A 19,454-nucleotide genomic window follows, 5' to 3' on the forward strand; every position below is an offset into this window, starting at 1 on the left:
GGCAGTTCAGCGGCTATGTGAGTCGATCGCCCGTCCAGCCGGGACCCAGGCCCTACAGTTCGCCGCCGCCTCGGTCTTCGGGTCACCCGTGTGGAGGCGTGCCGCGCTTCAGCTCCGCGTTGATGCGCAACGCCTCGGCGAGCTGGTCTTCCAGGATGATGATGCGGCAGGCGGCTTCCAGGGGTGTGCCCTGGTCGACCAGCTCCCTGGCTCTGGCGGCGAGGCGGAGCTGGTATCGCGAGTAGCGGCGGTGACCGCCGCTGGAGCGCTGGGGCGAGATGAGCTTGGCGAGACCCAGACTGCGCAGGAACGCCGGCGTGACTCCGAGCATCTCCGCGGCCCGGCCCATGCTGTAGGCGGGGTAGTCCTCGTCGTCGAACTTGTCATCGGGTCCGCCGCCGGGCGTGGTGCCGCTTACGGCCAAATGCGGTTGATCCATCAAGCCTTCCGTAACGCCGACAGGGGCCCCGGTGCCGATCGGCACCGGGGCCCAAAGAGGTTCAACACCATCTACCGGCCACCTGGCCGGCTTCCTGTATTCCGCATCGACCGGCCTTGACGGCGGGGATGCGGGGATCGCATATGCGTGACCGTAGACCACCTTCCAATCCGTGGAGCTGCGGCACCCGAGCGGCATGACTCAGCCGGCAACGGGCGATCCTGATGGCGTTCAACACTCCTTTCTTCGTTTCTCGACTTCGAACTTTCCAGCTACGACGGCCCGTCTGGCCGCCGCGGCAGCGCGTCCACGGCCGGGACCCCTAGCAACTGCACTGGCCCCGGCACGTCCGACCTTCTGCCGTTCACTTCCGTCATCCAGCTCAACCGGGCAGTTCGTCGTGGTGCTGATTTCTGCGCTGCCCGTTAAGTCGTTCCTTGCGATGTCGGAAACACTAGCCGCAAGACGGGTGAATGTCTACTGTGGCCGCTACAGATTTTCGATCCTGCATCATGCAGGGTCAGGCCGCTTCCAGCGTGGCGAATGAGGTCGCGACCGTCTGACCTGCTCGCGTGGCCGCTGGAGCCGGGATGACACGAGAACGCCTTGCCGTTACAGGAGGCCGGCCTCGTGGACCATGATGGCGACCTGCACGCGGTTGACCAGCCCGAGCTTGGCCAGCGACCGGCTCACGTGTGCCTTGCGCACCACCTCGGGCCGGACCCATCGAGCAACGATCACCATGGCCGGTTATACCGAGGTCACAGCAGGTTCAGTCGTTGAACGACAGGCCGCGATGTTGGAGAGCGAGGCGGAGCTGGGCCAGTGCCTTTGGCCCTACGCCGTGCATGCGGGCGACCTCCGCCTCGCTCACCTGGGTCAGCTGCTCCAGACGCCGGTAGCCGGCCTGGGTGAGCGCTCTGTGTGCCGGCGCGGACAGCTCGCTCGGCAGGTCACTGTGCGGCTCGTCGCCTCGCTCGGTCGTCACGGCGCTCCCTTCTCGCGTCTGGGCCCATGCTAGTGCGCGCCGGGAGGCCGGTGGGTGGTTAGGGTGCGGGTGTGATCCCGCAGACCCGCGCACTGCTGGCCCGGCACCTTCCCGGTTACGAGGTCAGGTCCCTCACCGTGCTGGGTGAGGGCTTGGACAACCTCGCGTACGAGGTCAACGGCGAGCTGGTCATCCGTATGAGCAAGGATCCGGCCGGTCGCGGCGAAGCCATCCGGCGTGAGGCCGAGCTGCTGGCCGTGGTGGCCGAGTGGTCGACGCTGCCGGTCCCCGAGCCCGTCTTCGCCGACGTCGAGGCGGGCGCCCTGGCGTACAGGAAGCTCCCCGGACTTCCGCTGAACGAGCACCCGGTGGCCCAGCCCGAGCGGCTGGCGGCCACCTTGGGCGGGTTCGCCGGCCGCCTGCACCAGACCCCGGTGGACAGGGTGGCGAACCTGGTGGAGCGGGACACCTACCCGCTCACGTCGTGGCGGCAGGACGCCGAACGGGACTACGAGCAGATCGTGGGGTACATGCCCGCGAGCGCTCGCCGTCTGGTGGAGGACTTCCTCGGGCGCACGCCGCCGGCGGAACCGCCCGCGCTGAGGTTCTGCCACAACGACCTGGGCGCCGAGCACGTGCTGGTGGACGTCGAGGCGAACACCGTCACAGGCGTCATCGACTGGGGCGACGCGGCCCTGGCCGATCCGGTGCGCGATCTCGCGCTGATCTACCGGGACCTGGGTCCGGAGGTGTTCGACCTGGCGCTCGCCCACGACCAGGGCGACTGGGACGAGGCCGGCCGGGAGCGAGCCGTCTTCTACGCCCGTTGCCGTCTCATCGAGGACATCGTCTACGGGGTGACCACCGGCGCCCGTCAGTACGCGGACGCCGCTCTGGCCCACCTCGCCTGGACCTTCGCCTAGGACCCGGGTCTTCGCCCACGACCGGGCCTCTGGCCTCGGGGGCGCTGGTCAGGCGCCGTTGGTGGACAGGTCGCGCTGCATGAGCACCGTGTCGACCCAGCGTCCGTGCTTGCGTCCGACGCCCGTCAGCCGGCCCGCGTCGCGGAACCGGAACGCGCGGTGCAAGGCCACCGAGGCCTCGTCTCCGGTGTCGGCGATGACCGCGATCACCTGCCGGGTGCCGGCTCGCGCGCAGTCGGTGAGGAGCCGGTCGAGCAACGCCCGCCCCAAGCCCCTGCCGGTCCAGCCGGGCGCCAGGTAGATCGAGTCCTCCACCGTGTACCGGTAGGCCGGTTTGGGACGCCATGGGCTCGCATACGCGTATCCGGCCACCTGGCCGTCCACGTCGGCGACCAGGAACGGCAGTCGCCGGCCGGCCAGATCCTCCAGCCGGCGCGCCCAGTCCGCCGTGGTGGGCGGGTTCTCCTCGAAGGTGGCGACGCTGCCGGTGACGTAATGCGTGTAGATCGCGCTGATCGCTTCCAGGTCCTCGTGCGCGGCCGCGCGGACCACCGGTTCCCCTGCCGACATACCATCCCCGATGTCTCGAACTATGGCATCTACTACTACACCCGCACGAGGCCCCGGTTCAGGCGGATCGATCGGCGTGGCCTTCCGGGGCCGGCCGGGCGGCCCGGCTCTCCAGGTAGCGCTGCTCGGGAAGGCCGGTGGTGAGGCGGGCCGCGGACCGGTAGCCGCGCCGGAAGCGGCCCCCGAGTCGTCGCGAACCCCGCCGGCGTGTTCTCCCCGATGGGCAAAGGTCGGGCAGCGGACGTCGATGGTTCGCCAGAGCAGGTGTGTCGTGCCCGTGGACGGTCACACCCGTTGTGATCGAAGAACGTCTCGGGGGAATCATGTCCCAGCCGGCACACGAACGGATAGAAGCCGTTTCCCATGAGGTCAACCGCCTGGCCATCGCGGTCGGTGAACCGTTCGACGCCTTCCGCGCCCGCTACGAACAAGCCGTCCCGGAGTTCGACGCCGAACGCTTCGCACGGCTCGCCGACGACAACGCGGATTGGGACACCGTCATCGAGGCGACGGCCGAGAACGCTCCGCACGACTTCCTCATTTACTGGAGCGCGGACTTCGGCCCGATTCTGCGGCTGTCGGGGGACCGGTGGCGCTGCGTGCAGTACCTGATGGGAAACCACACGATCGCCCAGCGCATGTTCCACCGCAATCCCGCGATATTGCTGTACGCCCCTCTCCGCACGGCGATCTACGAGGACGCGGAAGGGGAGACCTGGTTCACCGTGGACCAGCCGGGCACCCGGTTCTCCAGCTTCGGCGACCCCGAGATCACCAGGGTCGGATACCTGCTCGACCAGGAACTCGCCGCGCTGCTCGAATACCTCCAGGTGCCGGTGCCGCCCGTTCTCACCTCGCACAGCGCCTGATTCCGGCCCGGTGGATGACCTGGACCGACGTACCGGAGAACGAGGACGACTTCGAAGACCTCGGCGCGGCGTTCGAGGCCGGCGTCGGGCTGCCGGTCGGCCGGGTGGGGAACGCGACCGCTCGCCTGATGCCTCAGCGCGCCCTGGTCGACTTCGCGACGGCCTGGATCGCCGAGCACCGGCCCATGGCGTGACGGCCCTTCGCTGAAGGCGCGGCCCGGAGATGCCGGGGTCCCCGTGCGATCGTCCGCGTTGACAGGGCGGCTACCGGGTGGCTGTAATAGTGCGCGTGTCGCGTGACACCGGCCGAAGAGCAGTGGGCGGGCCGGTGATCGGGCGGCACCTTTCACCGAGGGGCGATGCCATGAGTTCTTACTCCGCACCCTGCGCCTGACGTACGCGCCTCCGTACGTCGTCCCCTGTCCTTCGTGGTGCCGGGCACAGCGTTGCCCTGCGTCGCCGTGCGACCTCGGCACGACAGGCCTCCCGGCGACCGCCGCGTAACGGCGAACGTCCACGGCTTCACGTGCCCAATGGCCGTCCACACCCCGGACCGGGGATTCGCGTGCGGTCGCCGCGCGCTGCGCGCGATCACCGTCATCCACCATCACCGCGGACCACGCGATTCTTTGGAGATTCGACACCGTATGCCCACATCGTTCAACCAACCGATCATCGAGGAGTTCCGAACCAACGGGGGAAAGGTCGGCGGGCCCTTCGAGGGCGGCGACCTACTGCTGCTGACCACCACCGGCGCGAAGTCGGGACAGGAGCACACCGTTCCGCTCGGCTACGTCCGCGACGGCGACCTGCTGCTCGTCGTCGGGTCCGCCGCCGGCGCGCCCCGTCACCCCGCCTGGTACCACAACCTGCTCGCCCATCCCATGGTGCGGGTGGAGCTGGGCACCGAGGTGTTCGAGGCGATCGCTGTCCCCGCCGAGGGCGCGCGGCGTGACCGGCTGTTCGAGCACATCGTGCGGGCGGCGCCCGGGTACGCCGACTACCAGGCCGCCACCAGCCGGATCCTGCCGGTCGTGGTGCTGGAGCGTCCTTCGCCGGGGGAGGGCCCGCGGGAGGTCACCGACCTGGCCGGCAAGCTCGTGGAGGTCCATACCTGGCTGCGCTCGCAGTTGCGGCACGTGCGCGCCGAGGCCGACGCCCACTTCGCCGCGCGGGCGGCCCACCAGGGCCCGGGCGAACCGCCGGCGCCGGGGCTTGGACTGCAACTCCGGCAGCACTGCCTGGCGTTCTGCCAGTCACTGGAGTTCCACCACACCAGCGAGGACGCGCAAGTCTTCCCCGCAATCGCCGGCTGGCATCCCCACCTGCGCGACGCCCTGGAGCGGCTCCGCGAGGAACACCGGACGGTCGCACGTATCCAGGGTGAGCTGCTCGCCCTGCTGGCCGACGCCGGCACCGCCGACCCCGGGCGTTTCCGCACCGAGCTGGACCGGATGTCGCAGGAACTGGTGGCCCACCTGGACTACGAGGAGCAGTCGCTTCTCCCGGTCCTGGCCGAGATCCCCTGGCCTCCCACCGCGCCGGCACCCGGCAGCACCACCTGAGCGGAGCGGTGACGGGCCCACCCCGGGGCCCGTCACCGCCAGGGTCTGGCAGGCGGACGCGAGCCGCCACCCGCTGACCCCGTCCACGTGGAGCACCGCCTGGCGACGCCCCCGAGGACGCCTGCCGGAATCGGCGAGCCGAGAAGGTGACCATGGCTGGTGACAGCGGTGGTCACGGCCCGCCAAGATGGCGGGGTGGCAGATCACCGACACGCGGGGCACGGCGACGGGTGGGACTGGGAGGCGCGCGGCGCCCGGCTGGAACGTGAGGGCGAGATCGGCCTGCCCTGGATCGAGGCCGCGGCCGAATGGGTGGCCTCCCTGGCCGTGCCCGCTCCGGTCCAGACCATCTTGGACGTCGGCTCCGGCCCGGGCGTGGCCGCCTGCGTGCTGGCGGGCCGCTTCCCATCCGCCAGGGTCACCGCGGTCGACGGCACCGCCGCGTTGCTGGACCGCGCCACCGCCCGGGCCGGCCGGGCGGGGCTGGGCGACCGGGTGGGCACCCTGTGCGCCGACCTGGGCGGAGACCTGAGCGTGCTCCCCGAGGCCGAGATCATCTGGGCCGCCCGGGTGCTGCACCACCTGCCCGACCAGGCACATGGCCTGCGCGACCTGGCCGGGCGGCTACGTCCCGCAGGACTGCTGGTCGCGGTCGAAGGGGGACTGTCCCCGCGGTTCCTGCCGGGGGAGTGCGGCGTCGGGGACCCGGGCCTGTTCAGCCGGCTGGACGCGGCGATGTCGCAGGCCGTGGCCTCCCGGCTGCACCACACCACGTGGGAGGCTCCTCGGCCGGTGTACGACTGGCCCGTGCAGCTGGCGGCCGCCGGGCTCACGCCGCACCCCAGCAGGTCCTTCCTGCTGGACCTGCCCGCGCCGGTCGACCCCCACGTGCGCGAGTACCTGTTCGAACGGCTGCGCGACGCCCGGTCGATGGCCGAGGAGTACCTGGCCGCCGACGACCTCGCCGCCCTGGACCGGCTGCTGGACCCCGCCGACCCGCTCAGCGTCGCCCACCGCCCCGATCTGTTCCTGCTCAGCGTGTCCACGGTGCACATCGGACGTCGCTGATCAGCCCGTGAACGGCGCCTGAGGTCAGCGCCAGCCGGACTCCTCCACACCTCCGGGGACGGGTGCGGAGGGGTCGTAGGGCTGCCGGGTGAACACGAAGGTGTTGACGTCGAGGTGGCTCACCGAGCCGTCGGCGCGGCGGACCAGGCGCATGGTCTCCCCGGCGTAGTAGCCGTCGAGGCCGAGCCAGGTGCCGTCGGCCTGCGCGGCGAACCGGGAGGAGCGGCCCGGCCCGCTGATGGGGGTCAGGGACACGTCGTGCCCGGGCAGCAGGCGCAGCACGTAGGCGGCCGGCCCCCAGTACCAGGGTCCGGTGAGCTCCAGCAGGCCGGTGTCGACGGGGGCGGGCGCCCACTCGCGGGGGATGGGCGGTTCGAGGGTGTCCATGATGTCCAGCAGGTCGGTGGCGACCGACGCGCGCAGGCCGGAGGTGGCGTTGGCCATGCACAGCACGCCGCTGCCGTCGGCGGGGTCGGCCCACACCACCGCGAGGAACCCCGGCATCGAACCGCCGTGCCCGGTCAGGCGCCGCCCTCGATGGCGAGACAGCTGCAGGCCAAGACCGAAGCCGCCGCTCCAGGCGTCGCCGTCGTCGACGGTGGCGGGCTCGCGCATCTCGGCCAGCGTGGCCGGTCGCAGCACCTTCTCATCACCACAGGAGATGAACGCCGCCCACCGGGCCAGGTCGGTGGAGCTGGACCACAGCTGGCCGGCGGGGGCCATGGCCACCGCGTCGTGCTCGGGCTCGGGCAGCAGCACGTCGGCCCAGGGATGCACGGCGTACCCGCGGGCGTGCGGCTCGCGCGGCCGGGTGGTGGTGTCGCACATGCCGAGCGGCTGGAGGATCTCCTCCGTCACCGCTTCGGCCCAGCCGGTGCGGCGGTGCCGCGCGACCAGCTCGCCGAGCAGCGCGAAACCGAGGTTGGAGTAGTGGAACCTGCGGCCGGGGCGATGCCGGGCGGTCTGGGCGTCAAGGGCCCCGGTCAGGGCGTCGATCTCCACCCCTGGGGTGCGCTCCCACCAGGGGCCGGGCGGCTCGGCGGTGAGCCCCCCGGTGTGCGAGAGCAGCTGGGCGATGGTGACGTCCCCGACGGGGGTGGCCGAGACGTGCTTGCCCAGCGGGTCGTTCAGGTCGAGCAGGCCCTCGTCACGCAGCCGCATCACCAGCACGGCGACCATGGACTTGGTGATCGAGCCGATGCGGTACTGGGTGGCGGTGGTGGGGGCCGCGCCCTCGACCGTGCCACGGGCGCCGAACCAGACCGGCCGCCCGTCGCGCAGGACCATCGCGACCAGCGAGGGCATCCGCGCCTCGGCCTGCTCGATCGCCACCCGGCGCAGAAGCGCGCGAGCCGTACCCTCCAGAACCGTCGCCATCCGGCCGCCCTCCCCGTTTCGCCAAGCCGCTGCTGGAAACGCCTGCCACATTACCGGGGATCTACCTAACAGCCGGGAGACAAGCCGGTGCGCCCGGCACGCCGCACCGCGCCCGGCCCGGGTTGGGGGAGAATACCCGCCATGACCACGTCGGCGGAAGGACGTCCCCCCGGCCTCGAGCTCGGCGCCGTGCTCGAGCGCATCACCTACGCCAACGAGGAGACCGGCTACACCATCGCCCGGGTGGCGGTGGAGCGAGGCGGCGCCGACCTGGTGACCGCGGTCGGCCCGCTGCTGGGCGCGCAGGTGGGGGAGACCCTTCGCCTGACGGGCCGCTGGAGCTCCCACCCCAAGTACGGCAAGCAGTTCGAGGTCTGGTCCTACACCACGGTCCTGCCTGCGACGGTGCAGGGCATCCAGCGTTACCTGGGGTCGGGGCTGGTCAAGGGCATCGGCCCGAAGATGGCCGAGCGCATCGTGGGCCATTTCGGGGTGCAGACGCTCGAGGTGATCGAGAGCGCGCCTGAGCGGCTGGTGGAGGTGCCCGGCCTCGGCCCCAAGCGCACCAAGATGATCGCCGCCGCCTGGGAGGAACAGAAGATCATCAAGGAAGTGATGATCTTCCTGCAGGGGGTCGGGGTGTCCACCTCGATCGCGGTGCGCATCTTCAAGCAGTACGGCGACGGCTCCATCACCGTGGTCAGAAACGAGCCCTACCGGCTGGCCGACGACGTGTGGGGCATCGGCTTCAAGACCGCCGACACCATCGCCCAGGCGGTCGGCATCCCCCACGACAGTCCCGAACGCGTCAAGGCCGGCCTGCGCTACACCCTGTCCCAGGGCGCCGACGACGGCCACTGCTACCTTCCCGCGCCCAACCTGATCGGCGACGCGGTGAAGATCCTGGAGGTCGCGCCGGAGCTGGTGAGCAGCTGCCTGGAGGAGCTGGTCGCCGCCGAGGGCGTGATCCGCGAGGACGTCCCGGCCGGCGACGGCGTGGTGCCCGCGACCTACCTGGTGCCCTTCCACCGCGCCGAGCTGTCGCTGGCGGCGAGCCTGCGGCGCCTGCTCGACTCCGGGCACGACCGGCTGGCCGCCTTCGGCGGCGTCGACTGGACCGCCGCGCTCGGGTGGCTGCGCGGGCAGACCGGCGCCGACCTCGCCCCCGAGCAGTCCGAGGCGGTGCGGCTGGCGCTCACCTCCAAGGTCGCCGTGCTGACCGGCGGGCCCGGCTGCGGCAAGAGCTTCACCGTGCGCTCCATCGTGGCCCTGGCTCGCGCCAAGAAGGCCAAGGTCGTCCTCGCCGCCCCCACCGGCCGGGCCGCCAAGCGGCTGTCGGAGCTGACCGGCCACGAGGCCACCACCGTCCACCGGCTGCTGCAGCTACGCCCCGGCGGCGAGGCGACGTTCGACCGCGAGAACCCCCTGGACGCCGACCTGCTGGTGGTCGACGAGGCCTCCATGCTCGACCTGCTGCTGGCGAACAAGCTGGTCAAGGCGGTCGCCGCCGGGGCGCACCTGCTGTTCGTGGGCGATGTCGACCAGCTGCCCTCGGTCGGTGCCGGAGAGGTGCTGCGCGACCTGCTCGCCGCCGACACCATCCCTCGGGTGCGGCTGACCCAGATCTTCCGCCAGGCCCAGCAGTCGGGGGTGGTCGTCAACGCCCACCGCATCAACACCGGGCTGCATCCGGCGCTGGAGGGCATGGGCGACTTCTTCCTGTTCCCCTGCGAGGAGCCCGAGGAGATCGCCGCGCTGACCGTCGATGTGGTCGCGCGGCGCATCCCGCGCAGGTTCGGGCTGAACCCCCGCCGCGACGTGCAGGTGCTCGCCCCGATGCACCGCGGCGCCGCCGGCGCGGGAAACCTCAACACCGCCCTGCAGGAGGCGCTGACACCCGCACGGGAAGGCATGCCGGAGCGGCGGTACGGCGGCCGGGTGTTCCGGATCGGCGACAAGGTCACCCAGCTACGCAACAACTACGACAAGGGCGCCGCCGGGGTGTTCAATGGCACCGTCGGGGTGGTGACCGACCTGCGCCCGGAGGAAAGCAAACTGACCGTCCTCACCGACGAGGATGAGAGCGTCGAATACGCCTTCGACGAGCTGGATGAGCTGGCCCACGCCTACGCCGTTTCCATCCACCGTTCGCAGGGCAGCGAATATCCCGCCGTGGTGATCCCCCTGGCCACCAGCGCCTGGATGATGTTGCAGCGCAACCTTCTCTACACCGCCGTCACCCGCGCCAAGAAGCTGGTGGTGCTCGTCGGCTCCCGGCGCGCGCTCGCGCAGGCCGTACGGACACGCGGGGCGGGGCGCCGGCACACCAGCCTGACCCACCGGCTACGCCAGGACTGAGCCCCAGGTGTTTCCCCGGTGATATAGAAACGCTCCGTTTCGCATGCGTACACGATGGGTTACGTATCTGCACGCCTTTGACTGTGTCATCCCTGACAGTCTCATTGGATGCTTGACGGCGCGCCGTTGCCGTTCCGTGCCCGCATTCCCGCAGCGAGGTGGCCGAAATGTAATCTAACTCCCCCAAAAGCGGTACGTTCAGGTTCGGATCCCTATTAAGGTTTTTTTCATAGCACTTTGCCGCCGTGGGGGAGAGGTCTGTGCCGGACATGCGTCAACGTCTGAGGACTCCGATCGCCGGCCTGGCCATGGTGATGACCGGTCTGCTCGCCGTGTCGTGCACAAGCGGCACCGGTCCCTCCTCGTCCGGCCCTGCCGGTGGCGGTGGCACCAGCGCGCCCGCGACACCCGCTCCCGAGATCAAGATCAGCCCGGTGAAGGGCGCGAGCAAGGTGCGCCCGGACAAGAGCGTCGTGGTCACCGCCAGCAACGGGGAGCTGCAGGAGGTCACCGTCCAGGGCGGGGGCAAGGTCCTTAAGGGCGAGTTCGACGCCGGCCGCACCAAGTGGATCTCCAAGGGCCCGCTGAAGCCCTCCAGCGACTACACCGTCTCGGCCAAGGCCAGCGGCAGCGGAGGCCCAGCGGAGGTCACCAGCTCCTTCACCACACTCAAGCCCGCGCAGGAACTGCGCATCGCCGACGTCACGCCCAACCGCAAGGGTGAGACGGTGGGCGTCGGCATGCCGATCATGGTGACGTTCAACCAGGCGGTCGGCGACAAGAAGGCCGTGGAGGAGTCGCTGGAGGTCACCGCGGAAAAGCCGGTGACCGGCGCCTGGCGGTGGATCAACGACACCCTGGCCATCTACCGGCCCGCCAAGTACTGGCCCGCGCACCAGAAGGTCAAGTTCTCCGCCCGCCTGGAGGGCGTGCGCGCCGGCAAGAGCATGTACGGCGTCAAGAACTACGCCACCACGATGAAGATCGGCGCGGCCTGGATCAGCACCGTCAACACCCGCACCCACACCATGGTCGTCCGCAAGGACGGCAAGGTCGTGCAGAGGATGCCGATCAGCGCGGGCAAGGCCACCACGCGCGAGTACACCACCACCAACGGCGTCCACCTGACGATGGAGCGTGGCAACCCGGTCACCATGATCTCCCCCGGGAAGAAGAAGGGCGACCCCGGCTACTACAAGGAGATCGTCAACCACGCCGTCCGCATCTCCAACAGCGGTGAGTACGTCCACGGCGCCCCTTGGTCGGTGGGCTCGCAGGGCCGCGCCAACGTCAGCCACGGCTGCATCAACGCCCGCCCCGACCAGGCCAGGTTCTACTACGACAACTTCCACCGCGGCGACGTCGTCAAGATCGTCGGAACGAACCGCGCGCTGGAGTGGAACAACGGCTGGGGCTTCTGGCAGCTGCCCTTCAAGCAGTGGAAGAAGGGCAGCGCGCTGGACGGCTAGCCGGCGCCCCTCGCCGCAACCCCGCCCGTCACGGGCACGCCCTTAGATATCGACGGCCCCGCGATCGGCCGTCACAGCGAAGTCGTTACAGTGGCGTCGTTACAGCGGAGTCGTCACAGCAGCGAAGTCGTTCCAGCCGAGTCGTCACAGCAGGGCGAGCTGGCGATCGACGGTGCGGCGGGCCTGCCAGGCCGCGCGCCGCGCCCCGATCCCGTACAGGCGGGCGAGCTCGTTCACCCGGCCGACGACCCGCCGCCGGTAGTCATCGGCGGCCAGCGGCCCCGCCCCGTACAGCTCCTCATAGCGCGGCACGAGCCGGGGATGCTCCTCGGCCAGCCACCGCAGGTACCACTCGCGGGCTCCGGCGGGCAGCTGCAACACCAACGGCGTGAGGCTGACCGCACCGGCCTCGGCCACGCGCCGCACCACCGCCCGTAACTGGTCCTCCGAGTCGGTCAGGCACGGCAGGATCGGGCCCATCAGCACCCCGGACGGCACCCCGCGCTCGCCGAGCTCGGCGCACAGCTCCAGCCGCTTTTGCGCGCTGGGCGCACCCGGCTCGACCGCGCGGCGCAGCCGGTCGTCGACGAAGCCGATGGACACCCGCGCCTCGACCTCGGCCACCTCGGCCGCCTCTGCCAGCAGCTCGGCGTCACGCAGGATCAGCGCGCTCTTGGTCATCACCCGGAACGGATTGCCGGCGTCACGCAGCGCGGACACGATGCCGGGCATCAGCCGGTAGGTCTGCTCGGCCTCCTGGTAGCAGTCGCCGCTCAGGCCGATGCCCACCGGCTCGCCGGCCCACCGGGGCGAGGCCAGCTCCGCCCGCAGCCGCCTGGCCGCGTCGGTCTTGACCACGATGGCCGAGCCGAAGTCGCGCTCACCGTCGAGGCCCAGGTAGCGATGGCCGCGGCGGGCCGCGCAGTACAGGCAGGCGTGGGCGCACCCCCGGTAAGGGCTGACCGCCCAGGAGATGTCCAGGCCCACGGCCTCCGGCACCCGGTCGATGATCGTGCGCGCCGGCACCTCGTAGAAGGTCGTGTCACCCGAGGCACGGCGAACCGCTCTCCGCTCTATCCGCGGCCGCGCCACGGGGGTGTCCTCGACAAGGGGAAGGGCGTCGAAACGCATGACCAACAGTGGAACACGTATTCGATACCCATGGCAAGCGATCTCACCACGCCGACAGGGGAAACGGGTCCCGTGGCATGGGGTCCCCGGCCGCGCCGTCCTGGGCGGCCGGCCCGTACGCCATCCGGTACCGCGAGGGCGGCACGCCGTAGATGTCGAGAAAGGCCTGGCGCAGTGTCTCGGCGGACCCGAACCCGCAGCGCCGGGCCACGGCCGACACCGGAAGCGTGGTGGAGGACAGCAGGTGGGCGGCCGCCTCGGTCCGGGCGCGGCGGACGAACCGGGCAGGGCTGTGCCCCAGATGCTCCAGGAACAGCCGGTGCAGGTGCCGCTCGCTCACCCCCGCCCGCGCCGCCAGCGTCGCGGTGTCCAGCTCCTCATCCAGGTGCGTGGCGATGTACTCGGCCAGCCGCCGCACCAGGGCGTGCTCGGGGGGCGGCGCGGAGACGAACATGCTCATCTGGGCCTGGTTGCCGGGCCGTTGCAGGTAGGTGACCAGTGCGCGGGCCACCCAGCGGGACAGCCGGGCGCCGTGGTCGTCCTCGATGAAGGCCAAGGTGAGGTCGAGCGCGCTGGTGACACCGGCGGAGGTGTACACCTGGCCGTCACGGATGAACAGCGGCGCGGGGTCCACCTCGACGCCTGGGTTGCGGTCGGCCAGCCGCCGCGCCCACGCCCAATGGGTCGTGACCCTCCTGCCCGCCAGCAGACCGGCGGCGGCCAGCACGCTGGCGCCCGTGCACACGGACGCCACCCGCCTGCTCTCGGCGGCGAGCCTGCGGACGTGGGCGGTCAACCTGGTGTCGGCGGCGGCACGCTCGTGGCCGTACCCGCCGGAGACCAGCAGCGTGTCGATCGGCCCTTTGAGCCGCTCCAGGATCTGCTGTCCCTCCAGCTTCAGGCCGGTGGAGCAGCCGACGCCCTTCCCGCCCGGGGTGGCCAGCAGGATCCGGTACGGCGGCCGGGCGCCCAGCCGGTTGGCCGTCTCCAGGCTGGTCGTCACGCAGGCGATGTCGAGCAGTTCGGCGTCGTCGTACCCGACGACCACGAACAGGCGCTCCGGGCCCCGGCCATGCGCGGGCACACCGGCGCCCGCGGCGGACGTGGGCGCGGCGTCCCTGAGCGAGGTCACGGTGGCGCTCCTTTCCTCAAGGCCGCCGGGGCGGAAGGGGGGTCATCGCCTCCGGCAGCCGGGCGCCTAAATGGGCACGTTACCGCCCTTCCGGCCCGTGGGTGGGTTGGCAGTAGGACAGGGTTCGCAGGAAACCGGACATGAGCCCGGGCCGTCGTTGCCCTGCGGCCGAAGGCGGCGGCAAGGTGAGCCCATGCCTGAGACCGCGCAGAACAGCGAGAACAGCGGAAGCACCCAGAACAACGGAAGCATCGAGAACAAGGGAAGCCCGGAGAACATCGAGAACACCGAGGGCAGGCAGGAAACCGGGGGACTTCAGGACGCTGAGGACGGCTCGTCCGGGTCCGGCGTCCCGCCGGCGGTGAAGACCTTGGCCTTCGTCCTGTATCCGGGGATCACGCCGCTCGACCTGGTAGGGCCCCTGCAGGTGCTGAGCGCCCTGTCCCAGTTCGATCCCTCCTTCCGCACCGTCGTGGTGGCCGAGCGGATCGCGGCGCTGCCCACCGACACCCCGCTGTCGATCGCCGCCGACCACACCTTCGACCAGGTGCGCGAGCCTTACGCGGTGATCGTGCCGGGCGGGCAGGTGCCGACGTTCGCCGCCCTGGCCGACGAGAACCTGCTGGCATGGCTGCGCCACGCCGCCGAGCACGCCGAGATCATGGCCTCGGTCTGCACCGGGTCGCTGATCCTCGGCGCGGCGGGGTTGCTGGAAGGCCGGGAGGCCACCACCCACTGGGCCTGCCGGCACCTGCTGGGCCGGTTCGGCGCGACCCCGGTCACCCGGCGCTGGGTGCGGGACGGGCCCGTCATCACCGCGGCCGGGGTGTCGGCGGGTATCGACCTGGCCCTGCACCTGGTGGAACGACTGGCGGGCGAGCCGGCGGCCAGGCTGGTCCAGCTCGTCATCGAGTACGACCCCGAGCCTCCCCTTGGCGCGCTCGACTGGAGCGGGGTCGATCCGGCCGGGCAGGCGCCCTGGATCGAGCAGATGATCAAGACCGCGCTGCCCGATCACCCGGCACTGGTCGAGCGCCTCACCGGTTAAAGTGGTACATATGTACCGGTATTGCCGCCGGTCGTGACGCAGGGAGGCCAATCTCATGCCGTGGTTGCTGCTCGCCGGCGCGATAGTTTCGGAGGTGCTGGCCACCTCAGCGCTCAAGCTGAGTGACGGCTTCGCCCACAAGGGCTGGGCGGTGGTGGTGGTGATCGGCTACCTCGCCTCCTTCGTCCTGCTTGCCCGGGCCCTGAAACTCCAGATGGAGGTCGGCGTCGCCTACGCCGTCTGGGCGGGCGCCGGCACGGCGGCCATCGCGGTGATCGGGGTGCTGTTCCTTGGCGAGGGGATGAACCTGGCCAAGGTCGCCGGAATCCTCCTGATCATCGGCGGTGTCATCCTGCTCAACCTGGCCGGCGCCCATTGACCGCCCCCGAGCCCGCCGCCCCACCGCCTACGGCGTCCGACCCTTCACCCGAGGGGCGGAAGCGCGGCGGCGCGCCATCACCCGCGTCTGGAGCTTCGCAGATTGCGCATCCGCCTGCGGTGGAAGCTTCGCAGATCGCGCAGCCGTCTGCGGGCGGAGGCTCGCGGGTCGTGCAGTCGGCTCCAGCCGGAGCTTCGCATGTCGGGCGGCCCGCGCAGGAGCGTGGCCGGCGGCGGCGCGCGGCGCTGCTGGCGGCCGCGGTCGGCCTGCTGGAACAAGGGGGTTTCACCGCCGTCACCCACCGGGCGGTGGCCCAGCGGGCCGGGCTCCCGCTCGCCGCGACCACCTACTACTTCGCCTCCCGCGATCAGCTGGTCGCCGAGGCCTTCGCCCTGCTGGTCACCGGGGAGCTGGACGGCATGCGCGCCCGGGTGCGAGCGGTGACCTCCACCGGATCCGGCTCCCCAGAGGAGCTCGCCACCGCGCTGGCCGTGGCGATGGCACCCGACACCGGGCCGGGACACGAAGACGACCGGTTGCGCCAGCTCGGCCTGTGGGAGCTCTACCTTCAGGCCGGCCGCGACCCGGCGTTGCAGGCCATCGCCCGCGACTGGACCGACGGTTGCGACGCGATCGTGGGGGAGATGCTGCGCCGGGCCGGATACCCGCCGACTCGGCACGTGGCCCGGATGATCGGCGTCCTGCTGGCCGGGCTGTGGATGGAGTACCTGGTCGAGAGCCGCCCCGAGGCCACCACCGAAGCCCACACGCTCCTGGTCCAGGCCCTGCACACCATCGGCGTTTCCCCAGGTGAGTCATAGGCGCCGATCCCCGGTCCTCGGCGTCGCCGATGATCGTGAAGAGCATGCGGCGCAGGGCCTGCACCTGGCAGCCCAGGTCCAGCGCCGTACCCGCGTGCAGGGCCCCGCCGGTTTCGGCGAGGAGCGGGCCCGGCGGTGTACAGGCACACAAGCTGGTGATCCCTCCCAGGCCCACGAGCGTCGAGCCGGATCTGAAGACCCACGAGGGCTTCGAGTGGGTCTATGTCCTGGCGGGCCGGTTGCGCCTGCTGCTGGGGGATCAGCGCCTGGTACTGGCCCCGGCGAGGTCGCCGCGTTCGACACCCACCTCCCGCACTGGCTCCGCCCCGAGGACGACCACCCGGTAGAACTGCTCGTCCTATTCGGACCCCAAGGCGAACGGGCCCACCTACGCGCCCGCACCCACTGACCCAAAGTCCCCGGCCTGCTCGACGGGTCCCACTGTGTGCCGTCCACCTGGGGCAGCTCGTTGTCACTCCTGCCTCCACAGTGCGGAACCTCACCGACATCCGCGAAGTTTCATGCCGACTTAGCAAGATGCCATTGCTCTGCGAGTAGGTCGTGATTTCGCCTGGGCCGGCCACAGTACGCAGGCTCTCGGGACAGCCTCAGGCCGACGTGCGCAGGCGGATCGCGTCGCGCAGGAGGAGTGTGGTGATCACGCTGCTCACCCCGGTCAGGGCGATCGCGAGGCCGACCGGGAGGAATTCCGCGAACACGCCGAAGACCAGGGGCCCGACCCCCTGGATGGTCATGGTGGTGGTGTTGAGCAGCGCGAAACCCTGTCCCTGGAGGTCGGACGGGACCGCCTCCAGGAAGCGTCGCTGCAGGCCGAGCAGGTAGGCGGATCCAACGCCGGTGATCACGTACACCGCGGCGATCGCCGGATACGGCAGGTCCACGATGAGCGCGATCGAGGGCGTGCCCATGATCAGCAGCAGTGGCAGGACCAGTCGTTCTCGGGTGGCAGGCGCGAACGCTCGCCCAACCACGATGTCGCCGATGAGCATGCCGACCGACGTGGCCGCCAATAGCAGGCCGGTCTCCGTCGGGCTGAACGCACGCTGCGCGGAGTACGGGATGAGCAGGCTTCCTGCTGCGGCCAAGTACGCGGCGGGCAGGCACTGGACCATGATCAGCTTGGTGACCCCGGGGGCGGCGACGAGCGCGGCGTTACCTTGCAAGGTCTTACGCACGATCGACCCGCCCGTGCGGACCGCCTCGGTGCGCGGCAGGAACAGGCGGCTGATCACCAAGGCGAGCAGGTGCGCCCCTGCGGTGACCAGCATCGTCCGCTCCACGCCCAGCCACGCGATCAGCGCCCCACCAGCGGCCATGCCCACCAACTGCGCCCCAACCGCGACGAGGTAGGACAGCGAACGCCCAAGCACGTAGGTATCGCCGGTGAGGACCTCCGCCAGGACCCGGCCCGCGGCCCCGGTGGTGACCGGTGTCAGGCAGGCCACGGCCGCGACGAGGAGCAGGCTGACCGCGACCGGGAGGTGTCCGAACGCGAGCAGCAGCCCGACCGCGCACTGGAGAGCGTAGCCCGTGGTGATGAGGGTCCGCGGCGAGAACCGGTCCGCCATCGCGGCGAGCAACAGGCCGCCTGCGGCTTGGGGGAGGAAGCCGATCGTGAACGCCACCGCCGTCAACAACGGAGAGTTGGTCTGGCTGAACACCAGCACCGCCAGCGCGACGGACCGCAGCGTGTCCGACATGACGCCAAGCAGCCGACCTGCGAATAGGGCACGGAACTGTGTGACCGCGAAGACCTGGCCATAGGTGGCCTTCGTCGTGAACGTATCGGTCATGGACTGGGATGCTCCGAAACTCTCTTGGGCCGAACCGCGTCCACCGGTTGATCACGGTGACATGGGTTGGCAGGACTCACGAAGCGGGCAGCCAAGCAGCCGCAAACCCCACGAATCCGGATCAATACTGGCCGTGCACGATCACCGACGTCCGGCGATCGGCGATCGATCCCTCAACGGTCCCTGAGCACCACCGCTGAGCTGGGCGAACTCATCGCGTGTGCCTCGGGTGCCATCGGAAACCGCCATCAGCCAGCGCGATCCGGCGATTTCCAGCGATCAGGGACGCGGCCCGTTTCTGCCGTATTCCGGTGGCACCCGCTCTACGCTGGGGCGGGTGAGACTCCTTCATCTCTCGCTGGCCGACGACTGGGCCGCCGCGGTGAGCGCCGGCGAGTATCAGGTGTCCACCCTGGGGCGGACCCTGGCACAGGAGGGGTTCATCCACGCGTGCGCCGGCATGGACCAGCTGCGCGGCGTCGCCGGGCGGTACTACACCGGTGTGACCGAGCCGCTGGTCGTGCTGACCCTCGAGGAGGCCCTCCTGGGATGCCCGGTGGTCTTCGAGGTTCCCCCGGGCGCGCAGGAGGCCTTCCCGCACATCTACGGCCCGCTGCCGGTGGAGGCCGTGGTGGCGGTGACGCCGTTCACGCCGTGACCGCCGCGCACCCGCCGCTCCGGCGCAGGCAGGCAGGGGCGCCCTCACACGCACAGCACGCGCTGCAGGCGCCCGGCGGCGAACAGCAGCCCGGCCAGGACCATCGCCCCAAGGTAGGCGGTGTGCACGAGCAGGCCCCAGCTTGGGGCGCCGATGGCCAGGCCCCGTACGAGCTCCACCGCGTGGTACAGCGGCGTCGCCTGGATGAGCACCTCGATCGCCACGGGATAGTCGCCGACCGGGGAGAAGGTGCCGGAGAACAGGAACAGGGCGAACTGGCCGGTGGCCAGCAGGTCGAAGTCCTGCCAGCCGCGCATCAGCGTGCTGACGGCCATGCCGATCGACCCGAAGGCCAGCCCCACCAGCATGGTGGCCGGGAACGCCGCCAGCGCCCACAGCGGCGAGGCGAGACCTAGCGCGACCATGATGATCACGAAGACCCCGGTGTAGAGGGAACCCCGGATCATGGCCCAGCTCAGCTCTCCGAGCGCGATCTCGAAGGGGCGCACCGGTGTGGCCAGGATCGCGTCGAAGGTCTTCTGGTATTTCATCTTGAAGAAGAAGTTGTAGGTGGTCTCGGCCAGCGCGCCCGACATCGCCGCCACCGCGAGCATCGCCGGGGCCACGAAGGTGGCGTACGGCAGCGACCGGTCGCCCACCCGCATGTCACCGACCAGGGCGCCGACGCCGACGCCGATGGACAGCAGGTAGAGCAGCGGCTCGAAGAAGCCCGAGACCAGCACCAGCCAGTATGCGGGGCCCGAGCGCAGCGCCCCGAGGTTGCGGCTGATCACCGCGCCCACCCGGCCGGGGGAGACCCGGGCGGCGATCATCGTGGTCATCAT

The 19,454-nt window shown here is 70.6% G+C and carries 20 protein-coding genes; 11 read left to right on the forward strand and 9 right to left on the reverse strand.

All coding sequences use genetic code 11. The features are described 5' to 3' along the window. Nucleotides 1-82: 82 nt before the first annotated feature. The 3 genes from ABD810_RS33650 to ABD810_RS33660 form a co-directional block, all read right to left on the reverse strand. Nucleotides 83-439, reverse strand: a complete 357-nt coding sequence (locus tag ABD810_RS33650) for a MerR family transcriptional regulator (protein WP_344950235.1) — start codon at nucleotides 437-439, stop codon at nucleotides 83-85. A 612-nt stretch (nucleotides 440-1,051) separates the two neighbouring features. Beyond that, entirely contained in the window at nucleotides 1,052-1,183 is a 132-nt protein-coding gene (locus ABD810_RS33655) for a helix-turn-helix domain-containing protein (protein WP_425567000.1), read from the reverse strand. Between the two features lie 28 nt (nucleotides 1,184-1,211). Further along, nucleotides 1,212-1,427, reverse strand: coding sequence for a helix-hairpin-helix domain-containing protein (locus ABD810_RS33660; RefSeq protein ID WP_344950238.1), 216 nt, complete (start codon nucleotides 1,425-1,427; stop codon nucleotides 1,212-1,214). A 71-nt stretch (nucleotides 1,428-1,498) separates the two neighbouring features. On the opposite strand from ABD810_RS33660, the gene ABD810_RS33665 reads away from it, so the two are divergent. Continuing rightward, complete coding sequence (locus tag ABD810_RS33665; protein ID WP_344950241.1) at nucleotides 1,499-2,350, forward strand: phosphotransferase family protein; 852 nt, start codon at nucleotides 1,499-1,501, stop codon at nucleotides 2,348-2,350. Between the two features lie 48 nt (nucleotides 2,351-2,398). Here the strand turns inward: ABD810_RS33665 and ABD810_RS33670 are convergent, their stop codons facing one another. Beyond that, the gene (locus ABD810_RS33670; RefSeq protein ID WP_344950244.1) at nucleotides 2,399-2,920 is read right to left on the reverse strand and encodes a GNAT family N-acetyltransferase; all 522 of its coding nucleotides are present in this window, start codon (nucleotides 2,918-2,920) and stop codon (nucleotides 2,399-2,401) included. A 323-nt stretch (nucleotides 2,921-3,243) separates the two neighbouring features. Between ABD810_RS33670 and ABD810_RS33675 the strand changes: the two genes are divergently transcribed. The 4 genes from ABD810_RS33675 to ABD810_RS33690 all read left to right on the forward strand — a co-directional run bounded on the left by ABD810_RS33675 (nucleotide 3,244) and on the right by ABD810_RS33690 (nucleotide 6,422). Beyond that, nucleotides 3,244-3,789, forward strand: a complete 546-nt coding sequence (locus ABD810_RS33675) for a DUF302 domain-containing protein (protein WP_344950247.1) — start codon at nucleotides 3,244-3,246, stop codon at nucleotides 3,787-3,789. Between the two features lie 14 nt (nucleotides 3,790-3,803). Beyond that, on the forward strand, nucleotides 3,804-3,983 hold the full coding sequence (locus ABD810_RS33680; protein WP_344950249.1) for an AAC(3) family N-acetyltransferase: 180 nt from the start codon (nucleotides 3,804-3,806) through the stop codon (nucleotides 3,981-3,983). Between the two features lie 453 nt (nucleotides 3,984-4,436). Then, the gene (locus ABD810_RS33685; RefSeq protein WP_344950252.1) at nucleotides 4,437-5,354 is read left to right on the forward strand and encodes a nitroreductase/quinone reductase family protein; all 918 of its coding nucleotides are present in this window, start codon (nucleotides 4,437-4,439) and stop codon (nucleotides 5,352-5,354) included. 195 nt (nucleotides 5,355-5,549) lie between these two features. After that, nucleotides 5,550-6,422: a class I SAM-dependent methyltransferase gene (locus tag ABD810_RS33690; RefSeq protein ID WP_344950256.1), complete on the forward strand. Its 873-nt coding sequence runs from the start codon at nucleotides 5,550-5,552 to the stop codon at nucleotides 6,420-6,422. A 24-nt stretch (nucleotides 6,423-6,446) separates the two neighbouring features. Here ABD810_RS33690 and ABD810_RS33695 read toward each other — a convergent pair whose 3' ends face one another. Continuing rightward, entirely contained in the window at nucleotides 6,447-7,799 is a 1,353-nt protein-coding gene (locus ABD810_RS33695; RefSeq protein WP_344950259.1) for a serine hydrolase domain-containing protein, read from the reverse strand. A gap of 141 nt (nucleotides 7,800-7,940) precedes the next feature. On the opposite strand from ABD810_RS33695, the gene recD2 reads away from it, so the two are divergent. Further along, entirely contained in the window at nucleotides 7,941-10,157 is a 2,217-nt protein-coding gene (gene recD2, locus ABD810_RS33700; RefSeq protein ID WP_344950262.1) for an SF1B family DNA helicase RecD2, read from the forward strand. Nucleotides 10,158-10,426: 269 nt separating this feature from the next. Then, entirely contained in the window at nucleotides 10,427-11,626 is a 1,200-nt protein-coding gene (locus tag ABD810_RS33705; protein WP_344950265.1) for a L,D-transpeptidase, read from the forward strand. Nucleotides 11,627-11,770: 144 nt separating this feature from the next. Here the strand turns inward: ABD810_RS33705 and ABD810_RS33710 are convergent, their stop codons facing one another. Then, nucleotides 11,771-12,757 carry a radical SAM protein gene (locus ABD810_RS33710; protein ID WP_344950268.1) on the reverse strand — a complete coding sequence of 329 codons (987 nt, stop codon included), beginning with the start codon at nucleotides 12,755-12,757 and terminating at the stop codon, nucleotides 11,771-11,773. Between the two features lie 43 nt (nucleotides 12,758-12,800). Next, nucleotides 12,801-13,841: a GlxA family transcriptional regulator gene (locus tag ABD810_RS33715; RefSeq protein ID WP_425567001.1), complete on the reverse strand. Its 1,041-nt coding sequence runs from the start codon at nucleotides 13,839-13,841 to the stop codon at nucleotides 12,801-12,803. 241 nt (nucleotides 13,842-14,082) lie between these two features. Between ABD810_RS33715 and ABD810_RS33720 the strand changes: the two genes are divergently transcribed. From ABD810_RS33720 to ABD810_RS33730, 3 genes are all read left to right on the forward strand, one after another. Beyond that, nucleotides 14,083-14,937: a DJ-1/PfpI family protein gene (locus tag ABD810_RS33720; RefSeq protein WP_344950274.1), complete on the forward strand. Its 855-nt coding sequence runs from the start codon at nucleotides 14,083-14,085 to the stop codon at nucleotides 14,935-14,937. A 55-nt stretch (nucleotides 14,938-14,992) separates the two neighbouring features. Beyond that, nucleotides 14,993-15,316 carry a DMT family transporter gene (locus ABD810_RS33725; protein ID WP_344950277.1) on the forward strand — a complete coding sequence of 108 codons (324 nt, stop codon included), beginning with the start codon at nucleotides 14,993-14,995 and terminating at the stop codon, nucleotides 15,314-15,316. Between the two features lie 170 nt (nucleotides 15,317-15,486). Beyond that, nucleotides 15,487-16,137 carry a TetR/AcrR family transcriptional regulator gene (locus ABD810_RS33730; protein ID WP_344950280.1) on the forward strand — a complete coding sequence of 217 codons (651 nt, stop codon included), beginning with the start codon at nucleotides 15,487-15,489 and terminating at the stop codon, nucleotides 16,135-16,137. Between the two features lie 608 nt (nucleotides 16,138-16,745). Here ABD810_RS33730 and ABD810_RS33740 read toward each other — a convergent pair. Further along, nucleotides 16,746-17,951, reverse strand: coding sequence for an MFS transporter (locus tag ABD810_RS33740; RefSeq protein WP_344950283.1), 1,206 nt, complete (start codon nucleotides 17,949-17,951; stop codon nucleotides 16,746-16,748). Nucleotides 17,952-18,288: 337 nt separating this feature from the next. Between ABD810_RS33740 and ABD810_RS33745 the strand changes: the two genes are divergently transcribed. After that, a complete protein-coding gene (locus tag ABD810_RS33745) occupies nucleotides 18,289-18,609 on the forward strand; it encodes a DUF952 domain-containing protein (protein WP_344950288.1) in 321 nt (106 codons plus the stop codon). 44 nt (nucleotides 18,610-18,653) lie between these two features. On the opposite strand, the gene ABD810_RS33750 is transcribed toward ABD810_RS33745, so the two are convergent. Next, entirely contained in the window at nucleotides 18,654-19,454 is an 801-nt protein-coding gene (locus ABD810_RS33750; RefSeq protein WP_344950291.1) for an ABC transporter permease, read from the reverse strand.

Origin of the sequence: Sphaerisporangium flaviroseum (assembly GCF_039537005.1) — a bacterium.
Lineage (GTDB): Bacteria > Actinomycetota > Actinomycetes > Streptosporangiales > Streptosporangiaceae > Sphaerisporangium > Sphaerisporangium flaviroseum.

Coding starts and splice junctions, on each gene's coding strand:
- ABD810_RS33650 (WP_344950235.1), bottom strand. CDS start 439: ATGGATCAACCGCATTTGGCCGTAAGCGGCACCACGCCCGGCGGCGGA.
- ABD810_RS33655 (WP_425567000.1), bottom strand. CDS start 1,183: ATGGTGATCGTTGCTCGATGGGTCCGGCCCGAGGTGGTGCGCAAGGCA.
- ABD810_RS33670 (WP_344950244.1), bottom strand. CDS start 2,920: ATGTCGGCAGGGGAACCGGTGGTCCGCGCGGCCGCGCACGAGGACCTG.
- ABD810_RS33675 (WP_344950247.1), top strand. CDS start 3,244: ATGTCCCAGCCGGCACACGAACGGATAGAAGCCGTTTCCCATGAGGTC.
- ABD810_RS33680 (WP_344950249.1), top strand. CDS start 3,804: ATGACCTGGACCGACGTACCGGAGAACGAGGACGACTTCGAAGACCTC.
- ABD810_RS33685 (WP_344950252.1), top strand. CDS start 4,437: ATGCCCACATCGTTCAACCAACCGATCATCGAGGAGTTCCGAACCAAC.
- ABD810_RS33695 (WP_344950259.1), bottom strand. CDS start 7,799: ATGGCGACGGTTCTGGAGGGTACGGCTCGCGCGCTTCTGCGCCGGGTG.
- recD2 (WP_344950262.1), top strand. CDS start 7,941: ATGACCACGTCGGCGGAAGGACGTCCCCCCGGCCTCGAGCTCGGCGCC.
- ABD810_RS33705 (WP_344950265.1), top strand. CDS start 10,427: ATGCGTCAACGTCTGAGGACTCCGATCGCCGGCCTGGCCATGGTGATG.
- ABD810_RS33710 (WP_344950268.1), bottom strand. CDS start 12,757: ATGCGTTTCGACGCCCTTCCCCTTGTCGAGGACACCCCCGTGGCGCGG.
- ABD810_RS33720 (WP_344950274.1), top strand. CDS start 14,083: ATGCCTGAGACCGCGCAGAACAGCGAGAACAGCGGAAGCACCCAGAAC.
- ABD810_RS33725 (WP_344950277.1), top strand. CDS start 14,993: ATGCCGTGGTTGCTGCTCGCCGGCGCGATAGTTTCGGAGGTGCTGGCC.
- ABD810_RS33740 (WP_344950283.1), bottom strand. CDS start 17,951: ATGACCGATACGTTCACGACGAAGGCCACCTATGGCCAGGTCTTCGCG.
- ABD810_RS33750 (WP_344950291.1), bottom strand. CDS start 19,454: ATGATGACCACGATGATCGCCGCCCGGGTCTCCCCCGGCCGGGTGGGC.